The organism is Microbacterium sp., from assembly GCF_035556355.1.
Taxonomy (GTDB): domain Bacteria; phylum Actinomycetota; class Actinomycetes; order Actinomycetales; family Microbacteriaceae; genus Microbacterium.
The window spans coordinates 1-14722 of record NZ_DATMFG010000015.1; the positions used below are offsets into that span (position 1 = coordinate 1).

Consider the following 14722-nt stretch of genomic DNA (forward strand, 5'->3'; position numbering starts at 1 on the left):
CTCGACGCCCTCGCCGCCGCACGCCGCGTCGGCGAACCCAACACCGAGGAGGTGATCGAACCCGACCTCCGGGCCCTCACAGCCTGACCACGACACGAAGGATCACACGATCACCGATACACCACGTCCCAGGACTTGACCCGCGGGAGCCCTTGCGGTCTGGTGGGCGGGGTGTTCGCGGGAGCCCTTGCGGTCTGGTGGGCGGGGTGTTCGCGGGAGCTCCTGCGGTCTGGTGGGCGGGGTGTTCGCGGGAGCCCCTGCGGTCTGGCAGAATAGAGGGCTGGACGCGACGCTCGACCCTCTATCCAGTGTCCGTCTCCCTCTGAGCTTCCGCCGGGTGTGCACCCCACGCTCCAGGCGACCGGTTCGCTTCGCTTCCGTTATCTTTCAGGAGAATCGTGGCTGTCAAGATTCGTCTCAAGCGCCTGGGCAAGATCCGCGCGCCCTACTACCGCATCGTCGTCGCCGACTCGCGCACCAAGCGCGATGGTCGTGTGATCGAGGAGATCGGCAAGTACCACCCCACCGAGGAGCCCTCGCTCATCGAGGTCGACTCCGACCGCGCCCAGTACTGGCTGTCCGTCGGCGCGCAGCCGACCGACCAGGTGCGCGCGCTCCTCAAGCTCACGGGCGACTGGGGCAAGTTCAAGGGCGACAAGGACGCCGTCTCGACGGTGAAGACCGCCGAGCCCAAGGCCGAGTACCAGCCCGACGCGTCGAAGAAGTCGGTCATCAAGCCCAAGGCCGAGAAGAAGGCCGAGGCGCCCGCCGCCGACGCGGCCGAGGCCGAGGCGCCTGCCGCCGACGCGACCGACGCCGAGTAATCCGTTGCTCGCCGCCGCGCTCGAACACGTCGTCAAGGGGATCGTCGATCACCCGGACGACGTGCGCATCACCTCGTCGACGTCGCCCCGTGGCGACGTGCTCGAGGTGCACGTGCACCCCGACGATCGTGGACGCGTGATCGGGCGCGGCGGCCGCACAGCCAAGGCCCTGCGCACCCTCATCTCGGCTCTCGCCGACGGCCGCCGGGTGCGCGTCGACGTTGCTGACGACTGACGTGGCCGGCGCAGACGCCAAAGGCTCGAAGGGCTCGCGCCCGCCCCGGGCCGGCAAGAAGAAGGGCCGCACGCAACTGCGCGTGGGGCGCCTCGTGAAGGCGCACGGTCTCAAGGGCGCGCTCAAGCTCGAGCTCTACACCGACGACCCCGAGGGTCGCTTCGTCCCGGGCGCGACGTTCACGCTGCAGGTTCCCGAGTCGTCGCCGTGGCACGGAAAGACGCTCACAGTGCGCGAGTTCCGGTGGATGAACAACCACCCCGTCGCGTTCTTCGAGGGCATCGACGACCGCACCGCGGCCGAGAGCGTCGTGCGAGCGATCCTGTGGATCGACCAGGACGAGAGCGCCGCGCCCGCGGAAGACGACGCGTGGTACGACCACCAGCTCGTCGGTCTCGATGTCGTGCGCGACGGTGAGACGGTCGGACGCGTCATCCGCGTCGACCATCTGCCCGCGCAGGACCTGCTGATCGTCAAACCCGCCTCGGGTGGCTCCGAGGTGCTCGTGCCGTTCGTGAAGGCGATCGTGCCCGAGGTCGACATCGCGGGTGGTCGTGTCGTCGTGACGCCGCCTGCGGGCCTCTTCGAGGATCTGCCCGCCGAGCAGGGCGAGACCAACGATGGCGTGGCGGGTGCCGCATCCGACGCCGCGCCCGAGGGCGACGCCGCCGACGACTGAGCGCGCCTCACAACCCGCGTGTCCGCATGATGCGCGAGATGTGATCCCCGCGAAACACGCCGGGAAACGCCGCGGAACGTCGGCATCGGATCATCGATCCGTATGACCACGCCCGCCGACACCATCGCTCGCGAGCACGACGGCGCCACGGGGACGACGACCCGCACCGTCTGCTCGTACTGCGGCGTGGGCTGCGGCATCGTCGTGACGACCGAGACGGGCGGGGCCGGGCATCCGACGATCTCCCGCGTCGCGGGCGACCGTGAGCACCCCGCCAACCACGGCCGTCTGTGCACGAAGGGCGCCACGCACGCCGAGCTCATGCGCGCGCCCGGGCGAATGACGACGGCATACGTGCGGCCCGAACGCGGTACACCGGCGGTTCCGGTCTCGATCGACGAGGCCGTTCGCGAGGCGGCGCGGCGTCTGCGCGCGATCATCGACGAGCACGGGCCGGATGCCGTCGCGGTGTACGTCTCGGGTCAGATGTCGACCGAGGCGCAGTACCTCTCGAACAAGCTCGTGAAAGGGTTCCTGCGGGGGATCCACCTCGAGTCGAATTCGCGCTTGTGCATGGCGTCGGCGGGGACGGGTTACAAGCAGTCTCTCGGCGCCGACGGGCCCCCGGGCTCGTACGAGGACATCGATCGCGCCGACCTCTTCTTCGTGATCGGATCGAACACGGCCGACTGCCACCCGGTCCTGTTCCTGCGGATGGCCGATCGCCTGCGCGAAGGTGCGCGGCTCATCGTGGTCGACCCGCGTCGCACGGCGACCGCCGACCGCGCCGACCTCTTCCTGCAGATCCGGCCTGGAACCGATCTCGCGCTTCTCAACGGCCTGCTGCACCTGCTCGTCGCCGACGGCGGCATCGACGAGGAGTTCATCCGCGAGCACACCGATGGCTGGCAGGCGATGCCCGCCTTCCTCCAGGACTACGACCCCACGACGGTCTCGCGCATCACGGGGCTGCGCGAGGACGACATCCGCACCGCTGCGCGCTGGATCGGCGAAGCCGGCGAGTGGATGACGCTGTGGACGATGGGCCTCAATCAGTCCACGCACGGCACGTGGAACACGAACGCCATCTGCAACCTGCACCTCGCCACGGGTGCGATCGGCCGCCCCGGAAGCGGGCCGCTGTCGCTCACGGGGCAGCCCAACGCGATGGGCGGTCGCGAGATGGGCTATATGGGTCCGGGCCTTCCGGGTCAGCGGTCGGTGTTCGACGCGGACGACCGCGCGTTCGCCGAGCGTGTATGGGGACTCGCGCCGGGCACGATCCGGGCCGAGGCGGGCACCGGCACGATCGACATGTACCGTGCGATGGCCGACGGCGAGATCAAGGCCGCGTGGATCATCTGCACGAACCCCGTCGCCTCGGTCGCGAACCGTCGCACCGTGATCGAGGGTCTCGAGGCGGCCGAGCTCGTCATCGCCCAGGACGTGTTCACCGAGACGGCGACGACGGCGTACGCCGACATCCTGCTGCCGGCGGCGCTGTGGGTGGAGTCTGACGGCGTGACCGTGAACTCCGATCGCACGCTCACGCTCGTGCCGCGCACGGTCGAGGCTCCGGGCGAGGCGCTGCCGGACTGGCGCCTCATCTGCCTCATGGCCGAGGCGCTCGGGTTCGGCGAGGCCTTCGCGTACGAATCGTCCGAGGAGGTGTTCGACGAGCTCCGCCGCTTCTGGAACCCGGCGACCGGGTGGGATCTGCGCGGTGTCACGTACGAGCGGCTCCGCGAGGGGCCGGTGCAGTGGCCCGCGCCGCCGGGCGACGCGGAGGCGCGGCATCCGATTCGGTACGTCAACGACGGTGTGAGCCAGACCCTGCATACGGACGAGACGGGCCGGATGCCGCGCCTCGCGTTCCCCACGCCGTCGCGGCGCGCCCGATTCCTGGCACGACCGCACCTCGATCCTGCCGAGCTGCCGGACGACGACTATCCGTTCGTGCTCAACACCGGCCGGCTCCAGCACCAATGGCACACGATGACCAAGACGGGGCGCGTGCCGGCGCTCGTGCGACTCGATCCGGGTCCGTTCGTCGAGGTGAACCCGCGCGACGCGAACGCGCTGGGCCTCGAGGACGGCGACCAGGTAGAGGTCGCCTCGCGCCGCGGGCGCGTCGTGCTGCCCGCCGTCGTGACGGATCGGGTTCAGCCCGGTTCGTGCTTCGCACCGTTCCACTGGAACGACGAGCACGGCGAGTACCTCACGGTCAACGCGCTCACGAACGACGCCGTCGACGAGGCGTCGCGGCAGCCCGAGTTCAAGTACGCGGCTGTCACGATGCGACGGGTGGCAGGGCCGGCGACGACCGAGGACCCGGATGCCGCGACCCTCGCGGGCGGCGACGAGCAGCACCCCGCACTGGCTCCCCACGAGGAGGCCTACCTCGCCGGGTTCCTCGCGGGCGTCGCCGATTCGGGCGCGCGAAGCGGGGTCGCGCCGACTCTGCCCGCGACGGCACCGGTGTCGGCGGCCGTGCGATCGTGGTTCGACGGGCTCCTCGCGCGAGCGGTCGCCGGCGGGCTGGAGCCTGCGGAGCTGACCACCACTTTCGGCGATGTACCGCACCGCGACGCCGTGCTGCTCGTGTGGGGCTCGCAGACCGGCACGACCGAGGAGTTCGCACGGCGGACCGCGACCGCCCTCGCCGAGCGGGGCGTGCCCGTGCGGCCCGTGGGCATGGATGCGATCGGCGTGCGCGAGCTCACGCGCGTCGACAGGCTCCTCGTCGTCACCTCCACATTCGGCGACGGCGGGCCGCCCGACAACGCCTCGGGCTTGTGGGACGAACTCCGCGCCGAGGGTGCCCCGTCGCTCGACGGCCTCCGGTACTCCGTGCTCGCGTTCGGCGACACCGGATACGCCGACTTCTGCGGCCACGGGCGCAGCGTCGACGCGCGCCTCGGAGAGCTGGGGGCGACGCCGATCGTGCCCCGTGTGGACTGCGAGGCGCATGATCCGGCCCCGGCGAAGCGGTGGCTCGACGCCGTGATCGCGGCCCTCTCGGGCGAGGAGCGACAACAGCCGGCTTCGGCGACACCCGCAGCGACGACGCCTGCGGTGGTCTCGGCATCCGACCCGCCCGCGTCGACCAGCCCGTCGACACGCGAGCCGTTCACGCGAGCCCGTCCGCTCGTGGCACCCGTCATCCACAACGAGCTGCTGAGCGGCGCGGGGTCGGCGAAGGAGGTGCGGCGCATCGCGTTCGACCTCTCCGCGGCGGACGTCGCGTACTCGGCGGGCGACTCGATCGGGGTGGTGTGCGACAACGACCCGCGCACGGTGGACGCGTGGCTCGCGACGACGGGGCTCGGCGCGGCGACGACCGTGTCGGTCGACGGCGAGCGGCGGCGGTTCGGCGATGTGCTGCGCACGCGCCTCGACATCACGCGCATCACGCCCGCACTGCTGCGGTTCGTCGTCGAGCGCAACGGGGATGCGACACTCGCGCGGCTCGTGCGGAACAGCAGCGCCGACCTCGAGCGGTTCCTGTGGTCGAAGCAGGCAGTCGACCTGCTGCGCGAGTTCCCGGTACGCGCCGAGCCGGAGGAATGGATCGACGTGCTGTCGCGCTTGCAGCCGCGGCAGTACTCGATCTCGTCGAGCCCGCTCGTCTCACCCGACCGCGTCGAGCTCACGGTCTCGGTCGTGCGCTTCCGCACCGAGGCGGGCGAACCGCGCGGGGGAGTGTGCTCGACGCTGCTCGCGGATCGTGCGGCACATGCGCCCGTGCCGGTCTACCTGCAGCGGTCACCTCACTTCAGGCCGCCCTCCGACCCGACGGCGCGCGTGATCATGGTCGGGCCGGGCACGGGCATCGCACCGTTCCGCGCGTTCCTGCACGACCGTCGCGCGAGCGGGCACACGGGCCCGAACTGGCTCTTCTTCGGCGATCAGCACGCCGCGACCGACTACCTCTACCGCGACGAGCTCGAGGCGATGCACGCCGACGGCTTCCTCACGCGCCTCGACCTCGCGTTCTCGCGCGACCAGCGACAGAAGATCTATGTGCAGGACCGGATGCTGGAGCACGGCGCCCGCCTATGGCACTGGCTGCAGGAAGGCGCGTTCCTCTACGTGTGCGGCGATGCCTCCCGCATGGCGCGCGACGTCGATGCGACCCTCGTCCGTCTCGCTCGCGTGCACGGTGGGTTGAGCGAGGACGACGCCGAGGAGTTCAAGAAGCGTCTCGTCGTGGAGAAACGCTACCTGCGGGACGTGTACTGAGCTGGTCGGCCGCCTGAACGGGACGGCCGCGCACACGAGAAGGGCGGGACCGGCGCACCGACCCCGCCCCTCCATGTGCGCTCAGATCCGCTCGCGCGCGAGCGCCTTCCGCGGGATCGCGTACACGAAGAGCGTGATGGCGAGCAGCACCGCGTACGCGGCCGCGAACGCCCAGAACGCCGCGGTGTATCCGCCGGTCGCGGACTGCGACGCGTTGAGCAGCTGAGGCACGAGGAATCCGCCGTAGGCGCCGATCGCCGAGATGAGGCCGAGCGCCGCCGCGGCCTGCCGCTGCGAGGCGACGGCGGGCGCCGCATCCGCCTTAACTCTGCCGCGCGCCGCGAAGACCATCGGGATCATGCGGTACGTCGACCCGTTTCCGATGCCCGTCGCCGCGAAGATCACGACGAAGCACGCGAGGAACAGCCAGAAGCTCCCCAGCGGAAGCAGTCCGATGAGCGCGAGCGCGCCGAGTGCCATGACCGCGAACGCGGCGACGGTCACGCGGGCGCCGCCGAAGCGGTCGGAGAGCCGGCCGCCGTAGGGGCGCGCGAGCGATCCGACGAGGGCGCCGATGAACGCGAGCGACAGCGACGCCTGACCCACCTGGAACGTCGAGAACTCGGGGAACTGGTCGGCGATGAGCTTCGGGAACACGCTCGCGAATCCGATGAACGAGCCGAACGTGCCGATGTAGAGCACAGAGAGCAGCCACAGGTGCGGTTCGCGAAGCGCTGCCGCGGATGCCGCGAAGTCCGCCTTCGCCGACGAGAGGTTGTCCATGTAGCGCCACGCGCCCCATGCGGCGAGGAGGATGAGCGGGATCCACATCCAGCCGGCGAGGGCGAGGTTCAGCGTCGCCGCGGCGCCGAAGGTCACGGCGATCGGCACGAGGAGCTGAGCGATCGAGGTCCCGATGTTGCCGCCGGCGGCGTTGAGCCCGAGGGCCCAGCCCTTCTCGCGCTGCGGGAAGAAGTACGTGATGTTCGCCATCGAGCTCGCGAAGTTGCCGCCGCCGACACCCGCGAGCGCCGCGACGAGGAGCATCACGCCGAAGGGCGTCGAGGGGTTCGTCACGACGATGCCGAGGAGCGTCGTCGGCACGAGCAGGAGGGCGGCCGAGATGATCGTCCAGTTTCGGCCGCCGAACTTCGCGACCATGAACGTGTACGGGAACCGCAGCGTCGCACCGACGAGGCTCGGCAGCGAGATCAGCCAGAAGGCCTCGGAGCTCGAGAACGAGAAGCCGGCCGCGGGCAGCATCACGACGACGATGCTCCACAGCTGCCACACGATGAAGCCGAGGAACTCGGCGAAGATCGACCACCCGAGGTTGCGCCGCGCGATCGAGCGTCCCTCGGCGGCCCAGAAGGTCGGGTTCTCGGCGTCCCAGCCGTCGATCCAGCGGCCGGGGCGCCGTGTGAGATGTACGGCGGATGCCGTGCGGGCGGGCGCGCCGGAATCGGCGAGCTCGAGGTCGGGCTGCGGGGGCGAGGACGTTGCGGGGGTGATGGTCATGGGGCCTCCTCCGGTCGTGTGCTCCGACGTTAGGGATCGGGTGTTTCATCGCCCCGCGCGGGGCGTTTCCTCCGGGTCACTTCTCCGTCACGGTCGCGTGAGCGCCGTCGTGAGAGGCGCGTGATCTGCGCGTTACACGAGCACGGACGCACGGATGCCGCGCCGGGCGTCGGCCCGCAGGTGTCAGGCCGCGCCGGCCAGGGTGGCGGCGGCCGCGCGATACCGTTCGGCGACGATCGCCGCGATGCGCGGATCCGGACCGAGGGGGCTGGTCGCCGCATCCGCCCCCGATCTGCGGATGACGTCGGCGAAGTACCCCGGCGCGAGGACGTAGCTCGCTGCCACGACCCGAGTCGCGCCCGCCGAGCGGGCGGCGCCGACGGCGGCGTCGATGCGCGGCTCGCACCCTGCCGCGAAGCCCACGGTCACGAGACGCGAGAGGCAGCGGGAGAGCCGCTCCGCGACCGCGCTCACGTCGTCGGCGGCGCGCGGGTCGCTCGAGCCGGCCGCGGCGAGCACGATCGCGTCATCGTCGCGGAGGCCGAGTTCGCCCAGCCGGGATTCGAGCACGAGCGCGAGCAGGTCGTGCGGTCCCAACGGCGGAGCCGCCACGACTCCGTCGCGCCGGCGTGCCGCGCGGGCGATGTCGACGCCCGTGTGGAACCCGGTCGAGAGCAGGAGCGGCACGATGACCGCCGGACGTCGTGGCGGAAGGGCCGCCACGACGTCGTCCACCGAGGGCTCCTGCACGTCGACGAACGCCTCGCGCACGTCGACGCTCGGGAGCAGCACGCGCACCTCGTCGACGAGCGAACGGATCGCGTCCCTGCCGTCGAGTGAGCTCGTTCCGTGGGAGCACGCGATGAGGACGGGGCGGATCATTCGTCCTCCTGGACGTCGAGGCGGTAGCCGCGTTTGACCACCGTGCGGATGAGCTCCGGTGCGCAGATCGCTTCACGCAGCCGTGCGATCGCCATCTCGACGGCGTGTGCGCTGTCTGCGGAACGTGGCAGGACGTTGAGCAGCGCCCCCTGGGAGACGACCCCGCCGCGGGCGTCGAAGAGGGCGCCCAGCACCTCGACGCTCGTGCGCGACAGTGGCCGGAACCGGCCGTCGAGCACGGCGCCGCTGCTGCGCAGCTCCAGGCGCCCGGCAGCGGTGTCGAGCGCTGCGGCCCGACCGGACGCGTAGTACGTCACCACGCCGCGCACGAGCGCGCCGAGTCGTCCGCGGTCGGCCACGAGCACGTCGATGCCGGCAGCGCGCAGCGGCCCCGCGGTGACGGGGCCCACCGCGGCCACGAGCAGGCGGCCGGCGCGCGCTCGACGAGCGATGTCCGAGACGACGCCCTCGCGCTCCGCCGCCGCCAGCCATTCCGCCGCGCCCGGCGCGGAGGTGAACAGCACCGCGTCGACCTCGCCGGACGCGGCGGCGAGCACCGACCGGGTGACGGCCGCGGCATCCGGCGGTGCGCCCCACCGGTACACCGTGAGGCTCACGACGTCCGCGCCGTGGTCGGCGAAGAGCGCGTCGAGTCCGTCGGCGCCCGATCCGTGGTGCTGCACCGCGATGCGCTGCCCCGACACTCCCTCGGCGACGAGGAACTCGCCCAGCTCGGCGGCCGTCTCGGTCTCGGCGACCCAGTCGGCGATGAAGCCGGCCTGCTGGATCGCGCCGCGGGCCTTGGGGCCGCGCGCGACGAACCGCGCGTCGGCGAGGGCTTCGTGCAGCGGGTCGCTCAGCCCCGCCTCGTCGGCGGCCTCCATCCATCCGCGGAAGCCGACCCCCGTGGTCGCGACGACGATGTCGGGCGGGCTCTCGATGAGCTCGCGCGTCCGTGCGACGAGCGCCTCGTCGTCGATGTGCGGGACGATCGTGAGGGCCGGCGCGTGCTGCACCTGTGCGCCGTGGCGCTCGAGCGCCGCCGCGAGCTCGCTCGACCGGCGATCGACGGCGATCACGATGACGCACCCGGCGAGCGCCGCCGACAGCAGGGGACGCGCGGGTTCGCTCACGGGCCCGCGCTTCCACGGGTCGCGGCCGGTGTTCGCAGCAGCAGGTCGGGGCGTGCGACGTCGCCCACGACGATCACCGCGGGGTTGGAGACGCCGACCGCACGCGCGTCGTCCACCGCGTGTCCGAGGGTCGTGCGAGTCGTCCGCTGCCGAGGAGTGTGGCCGCTCTCGACGATCGCGACGGGTCGATTCTCCGGCACACCCGCGTCGAGGGCGGCGTGTATGAGACGGGGAAGCGCGGCGACGCCCATGAGCACGACGGTCGTGGCATCCGGGTCGGCGAGCGCCGCGAGCGTCGCGGGCGAGACGGCGGCCTGCCCGTTCACGACGTGCACGGAGCCCGCCGTTCCTCGGTGCGTCACGGGGATGCCCGCCGCTTGCGGCACCGCGAGGGCGCTCGAGATGCCCGGTACGACCTCGACGGCGACCCCTGCCGCAAGGCACGCCGCAACCTCCTCGCCGCCGCGCCCGAGCACGAACGGGTCGCCGCCCTTGAGGCGCACGACGCGGCGCCCCGCGCGCGCGTGCTCGACGAGCAGCTCATTGATGCGGTCCTGCGGCACAGGGTGGTGTCCGGGCCGCTTCCCGACGTCGATCACCTCGACGTCGGGATCGAGGTCGGAGAGGACGGATGCCGGCCCGAGCCGGTCCGCCACGACGACGTCCGCCTCGGCGAGCAGTCGTCGACCCCGCACGGTCATGAGGTCCTCGGGGCCGGGCCCCCCACCCACGAGCGCGACGTGCCCGGACGCCGTCGCGCGGCGACGCCGCACGGGCAGGCGCCCCTCGCGCAGCAGCTCCGCGACAGCATCGCGCAGGCGGGCGGCGCGCGACGGGTCGACGCCGGAGTCCGACACGACGCCGACGAGCACATCGCCCGAGCGCGCCTCCGCCGCGAGCCGCGCGGTGCCGTGCGCGCCGTCCGACGCGTTGACGCACAGTGTGCGGCGCTCCTCGCACGCGCGGGCGACCCACTCGTCCGTGCGCGCGTCGCCCGTGGCGGTGTGCACGAACCACACGTCGTCGAGATCGGATGCCTCGACCGCCCGAGCGATCCACTCCACGTCGCGCTCCCGCACCAAGGTCTCGACGGCGGGGTCTAGCTCGGGGGCGACGATGCGCACGCGCGCACCCTCGTCGAGGAACCGCGGCAGGCGGCGCGCGGTCACGGAGCCGCCGCCCACCATGAGCATCTCGCGTCCGGCCAGTGAGATCCCGATGAGCGTCGTCATGAGCGCGCCGCCCATCGCACGAACACGTCGCCGTCGCGCACGGCGACCGGCCACGTCGTGAGCGAGCGCTCGTCCTTCCCCTGCGTGTCGAGGCACGCGCCTGTGCGCAGGTCGAACACCTGCTTGTACATGGGGGAGGCGACGGTGGGGGCATCCGCCTTCGTCCCGACGATGCCGCGCGAGATCACGTGCGCTCCGCTGTACGGGTCGAGGTTCGAGACGGCGTGGATCGGGCCGCGTCCGTCTGGACCGTGCAGGAGGAAGAGCGCGAGCTGAACGCCGTCGATGAGCGCCGCGCGTCCGCGCTCGGGCTCGAGGTCGGCGACGGCGCACACGCGCACCCACTCCCACGTGCGCGGGGGACGCTTCTGCGCGGTCTCGAGGATCGTCATGCCCGCACCTCCAGGGTCGTTCCGGCGATGAGCACGCGGCCGTCCGCGCGCTCATCGGGGGTGGCCGGGCGCGGCTGGCCGCGCTCGAGGGTGTAGGCGAGCGACGGGTCGGGAGTGCGCGGAGCGTTGACGAACGACGCGAAGCGCCGAAGCTTCTCGGGATCCTCGAGCGTCGCCCTCCACTCGTCCTCGTACGACTCGATGTGGGCGGCCATCGCGGCGTCGAGGTCGGCGCAGATGCCGAGGCTGTCGTCGAAGATGACAGCGCGCAGCGCGTCGAGACCGCCCTCCAGCTCCTCGAGCCACGGTGCGGTGCGCTGCAGACGGTCGGCGGTGCGGATGTAGTACATGAGGAACCGGTCGATCGCCGTGAGCAGCGCGTCGTCATCGAGACCCTCGGCGAGGAGCGCGGCGTGGCGCGGCGTGAAGCCTCCGTTGCCGCCGACGTAGAGGTTCCAGCCGGCCTCCGTCGCGATGACGCCGACGTCCTTTCCGCGGGCCTCGGCGCACTCACGTGCGCACCCCGACACCCCGAGCTTGAGCTTGTGGGGTGCGCGCAGACCGCGATACCGCAGCTCGAGGGTGACCGCCATGCCGACCGAGTCCTGCACGCCGTAGCGGCACCACGTCGAGCCGACGCACGACTTCACGGTGCGCAGCGCCTTGCCGTACGCATGCCCTGACTCGAAGCCCGCGTCGACGAGGCGGCGCCAGATGTCGGGCAGCTGCTCGAGGCGCGCGCCGAACAGGTCGATGCGCTGCCCGCCGGTGATCTTCGTGTACAGGCCGAAGTCCCGTGCGACCTCGCCGATCGCGACGAGCCCCTCGGGGGTGATCTCTCCACCGGGGATGCGCGGAACCACCGAGTACGAGCCGTCCTTCTGCAGGTTGGCCATGACGTGGTCGTTGGTGTCCTGCAGGGTCGCGTTCTCTCCGTCGAGCACATGCTCGTGCACGAGGGTGGAGAGGATGCTCGCGATCGCGGGCTTGCAGATGTCGCATCCTCGTCCCGTGCCGAACCGCTCGACGATCGCGCTGAACGTCGAGAGACCCGCCACGCGGACGGCGTCGAACAACTGGGCGCGCGAGAGCGCGAAGTGCTCGCACATCGCGTTGCTGACCGTGGCGCCGCTCTTCTCGAGCTCGCCGACGACGATGCGCTTGACGAGCGGGACGCACGATCCGCAGGCGGCGCCGGCGCGCGTGCACGCTTTGACGCCCGCGACGTCGGTGCAGCCCTCCTCGTGCACGGCGTGACGGATCGTTCCCGCCGACACGCTGTTGCAGGAGCACACCGTCGCGTCGTCGGGCAGCTCGCCCGCCGGAGCGGGCGCGCCGCCCTCTGGCAGCAGGTACGCGGCCGGGTCTGTGCCGAGCGCTCCGCCCACGAGCGGCCGCAGCGCCGCGTACGCCGACGCGTCGCCGACGAGCACGCCGCCCAGGAGCGTCTTGGCATCGTCCGACAGCACGAGCTTCTTGTAGACGCCCGCCACGGGGTCGGCGTAGACCACGTCGAGCGCCCCCGGCGTCGTCGCGAACGCGTCGCCGAAGCTCGCGACGTCCACGCCGGAGAGCTTGAGCTTCGTCGACAGGTCGTACCCCGGGAACGTCGCATCGCCGCCGAGCAGTCGCGTCGCGACGACCTCGGCCATCGCATAGCCGGGTGCGACGAGGCCGACGCACCGTCCCTCGAACGAAGCGACCTCGCCGATCGCGAAGATCGCCGGGTCGGATGTGCGGCAGCCCGCGTCGATCACGACGCCGCCGCGCGGGTCGACATCGAGGCCCGCCTCGCGTGCGAGCTCGTCACGCGGCCGCACGCCGACCGTGAAGACCACGACGTCGGCGTGCTCGTAGCCGCCGTCGCTGAACTCCAGCCCCGCGACGTCGCCGGAGGGACCGGGGTCGAGTCGCGTCGTGATCGACGAGGTGAGCACACGGATGCCGCGTGACTCGATCAGTCGTCGCAACGCGTCGCCCGCGGGGAGGTCGAGCTGCGCCGACATGAGCCGATCGGCCGCCTGGACCACGGTCGGGGTCACGTCGAGCCCCTGCAGGGCGCCGGCCGCCTCGAGGCCGAGCAGCCCGCCGCCGATGACCATCCCCTTCGGCGGACGCCCGAGCCGCCGCGCGCGGTCCTCGACGAACGCGCGGAGCGCGGCGACGTCGTCGAGCGTTCGATAGACGAAGCACCCGGGCAGCTCGAAACCGTCGACCGCGAGCCGCGCCGCGTACGAGCCGGTCGCCAGCACGAGGGCGTCGTACGGGTGCCGCGCCCCGTCATCGGTCGCGACCACGCGCTCGCGGCGATGGATCCGCGTGGCGCGCACCCCCGTGTGGAGGCGTACACCCTCGTGCTCGAAGACGCGCTGCTCGAGCGTCAGCTCTTCGGCCGTCGCGCCGTCGAAGAACGACGTGAGAGCGACGCGGTCGTACGGCGCGCGCGGCTCCTCGCCGAGGACGGTGATGACCGTGTCGCCCTCGACGCGCGATGTGAGGCTCTCGACGAAGCGGTGCGCGACCATGCCGCCGCCTACGACCACGACGCGTCGCGGCTCTCCCGTCCGGTGCATGGCCTCACGATAGGCGCGCCCGTTTTCGGCGCCGTGTGTCCCATGTTTCGAGTTCGTGACGTCGTAAGAGCCGGACATCGTGCCTCCTCCCGCGGCCGGTCGGACCGTGCGATCCGCTGTCTGCCGTGGCCACGACGTTAGGACGAGCGCGTTTCGCGACGGGTGCCGGGGCCGTTACCCCGAGGCAACGTTTCGCTCACGCCCGCGCCTCCGCGGTTGTGAGATCGGACGCCCGCCGCACGCTGACTAGGCTCGATCCGTGCGTATAGACGTCGTAACGATCTTCCCGTCGTTCTTCGACGTGCTGGAGGTCTCGCTGCTGGGCAAGGCTCGCGACCGCGGGCTCCTCGACGTGTGTGTGCACGACCTGCGCGAGTGGACGCACGACCGCCACCGGACGGTCGATGACACCCCCTACGGCGGTGGCGCCGGCATGGTCATGAAGCCGGAGCCGTGGGGCGAGGCGCTCGACGCGATCGTCGCGGACTCCGAGGCACCGCCGGTGTTCGTGTTCCCGTCTCCCGCGGGCGAGGTCTTCACGCAGGCCACGGCGCGTGAGTTCGCACACGAGCCGCACCTCGTGATCGGATGCGGACGGTATGAGGGCATCGACGAGCGCGTGTTCGAGTATGCCGCGACGCTCGGGCGCGTGCGACTCGTGAGCCTCGGCGATTACGTTCTCAACGGCGGCGAGGTCGCGGCGATGGCGATGATCGAAGCGGTGGGGCGGCTCATCCCCGGGGTCGTGGGCAACCCCGAGAGCCTCCTCGAGGAGTCGCACGAGGAGGGCCTCCTCGAGTACCCGTCGTACACGAAGCCCGCATCGTGGCGAGGCTACGAGGTTCCCGAGATCCTCCTCAGCGGCAACCACGGCGCGATCGCCGCGTGGCGGCGCGAACAGCAGGTCGCACGCACGCGCGAGCGCCGGCCCGACCTCCTCGACGAGTGATCCCCGGGCGCGGCATCCGCCCCCTTGTCGCGCAGGAGGTGCCTTGTCAACGGCTCTCGGCAG

Annotated in this window: 11 protein-coding genes; 5 read left to right on the forward strand and 6 right to left on the reverse strand. The window is 71.7% G+C overall.

What is annotated here, in order from left to right:
* Positions 1 to 398: 398 nt before the first annotated feature.
* The 4 genes from rpsP to VNR19_RS02780 all read left to right on the forward strand — a co-directional run bounded on the left by rpsP (position 399) and on the right by VNR19_RS02780 (position 5980).
* Positions 399 to 824, forward strand: coding sequence for a 30S ribosomal protein S16 (rpsP, locus tag VNR19_RS02765; protein ID WP_325723670.1), 426 nt, complete (start codon positions 399 to 401; stop codon positions 822 to 824).
* Between the two features lie 4 nt (positions 825 to 828).
* Entirely contained in the window at positions 829 to 1059 is a 231-nt protein-coding gene (locus VNR19_RS02770; RefSeq protein WP_179489851.1) for an RNA-binding protein, read from the forward strand.
* Between the two features lie 76 nt (positions 1060 to 1135).
* Entirely contained in the window at positions 1136 to 1738 is a 603-nt protein-coding gene (rimM, locus tag VNR19_RS02775; protein ID WP_325723748.1) for a ribosome maturation factor RimM, read from the forward strand.
* 102 nt (positions 1739 to 1840) lie between these two features.
* Positions 1841 to 5980 (forward strand): bifunctional nitrate reductase/sulfite reductase flavoprotein subunit alpha, encoded by a 4140-nt coding sequence (locus VNR19_RS02780; RefSeq protein ID WP_325723673.1) that lies wholly within the window; start codon positions 1841 to 1843, stop codon positions 5978 to 5980.
* Positions 5981 to 6061: 81 nt separating this feature from the next.
* Here the strand turns inward: VNR19_RS02780 and VNR19_RS02785 are convergent, their stop codons facing one another.
* The 6 genes from VNR19_RS02785 to nirB form a co-directional block, all read right to left on the reverse strand.
* The gene (locus VNR19_RS02785) at positions 6062 to 7498 is read right to left on the reverse strand and encodes an MFS transporter (RefSeq protein WP_325723675.1); all 1437 of its coding nucleotides are present in this window, start codon (positions 7496 to 7498) and stop codon (positions 6062 to 6064) included.
* 183 nt (positions 7499 to 7681) lie between these two features.
* Positions 7682 to 8380 (reverse strand): sirohydrochlorin chelatase, encoded by a 699-nt coding sequence (locus VNR19_RS02790; RefSeq protein WP_325723678.1) that lies wholly within the window; start codon positions 8378 to 8380, stop codon positions 7682 to 7684.
* Positions 8377 to 9513 carry a uroporphyrinogen-III synthase gene (locus VNR19_RS02795; protein WP_325723680.1) on the reverse strand — a complete coding sequence of 379 codons (1137 nt, stop codon included), beginning with the start codon at positions 9511 to 9513 and terminating at the stop codon, positions 8377 to 8379. The genes VNR19_RS02790 and VNR19_RS02795 overlap by 4 nt, the downstream gene beginning before the upstream one ends.
* Positions 9510 to 10745 (reverse strand): uroporphyrinogen-III C-methyltransferase, encoded by a 1236-nt coding sequence (gene cobA / locus VNR19_RS02800; protein ID WP_325723682.1) that lies wholly within the window; start codon positions 10743 to 10745, stop codon positions 9510 to 9512. The genes VNR19_RS02795 and cobA overlap by 4 nt, the downstream gene beginning before the upstream one ends.
* On the reverse strand, positions 10742 to 11137 hold the full coding sequence (gene nirD, locus VNR19_RS02805) for a nitrite reductase small subunit NirD (protein WP_325723684.1): 396 nt from the start codon (positions 11135 to 11137) through the stop codon (positions 10742 to 10744). The genes cobA and nirD overlap by 4 nt, the downstream gene beginning before the upstream one ends.
* Entirely contained in the window at positions 11134 to 13710 is a 2577-nt protein-coding gene (gene nirB / locus VNR19_RS02810) for a nitrite reductase large subunit NirB (protein WP_325723686.1), read from the reverse strand. The genes nirD and nirB overlap by 4 nt, the downstream gene beginning before the upstream one ends.
* Positions 13711 to 13969: 259 nt before the next feature.
* On the opposite strand from nirB, the gene trmD reads away from it, so the two are divergent.
* Entirely contained in the window at positions 13970 to 14659 is a 690-nt protein-coding gene (trmD, locus tag VNR19_RS02815) for a tRNA (guanosine(37)-N1)-methyltransferase TrmD (protein WP_325723688.1), read from the forward strand.
* The last annotated feature ends 63 nt before the right edge of the window (positions 14660 to 14722 follow it).

Bases quoted from the DNA above. Each gene is read 5' to 3' on its own strand.
- nirB (WP_325723686.1), bottom strand. From the start codon at position 13,710: ATGCACCGGACGGGAGAGCCGCGACGCGTCGTGGTCGTAGGCGGCGGC.
- VNR19_RS02790 (WP_325723678.1), bottom strand. From the start codon at position 8,380: ATGATCCGCCCCGTCCTCATCGCGTGCTCCCACGGAACGAGCTCACTC.
- nirD (WP_325723684.1), bottom strand. From the start codon at position 11,137: ATGACGATCCTCGAGACCGCGCAGAAGCGTCCCCCGCGCACGTGGGAG.
- VNR19_RS02780 (WP_325723673.1), top strand. From the start codon at position 1,841: ATGACCACGCCCGCCGACACCATCGCTCGCGAGCACGACGGCGCCACG.
- cobA (WP_325723682.1), bottom strand. From the start codon at position 10,745: ATGACGACGCTCATCGGGATCTCACTGGCCGGACGCGAGATGCTCATG.
- VNR19_RS02785 (WP_325723675.1), bottom strand. From the start codon at position 7,498: ATGACCATCACCCCCGCAACGTCCTCGCCCCCGCAGCCCGACCTCGAG.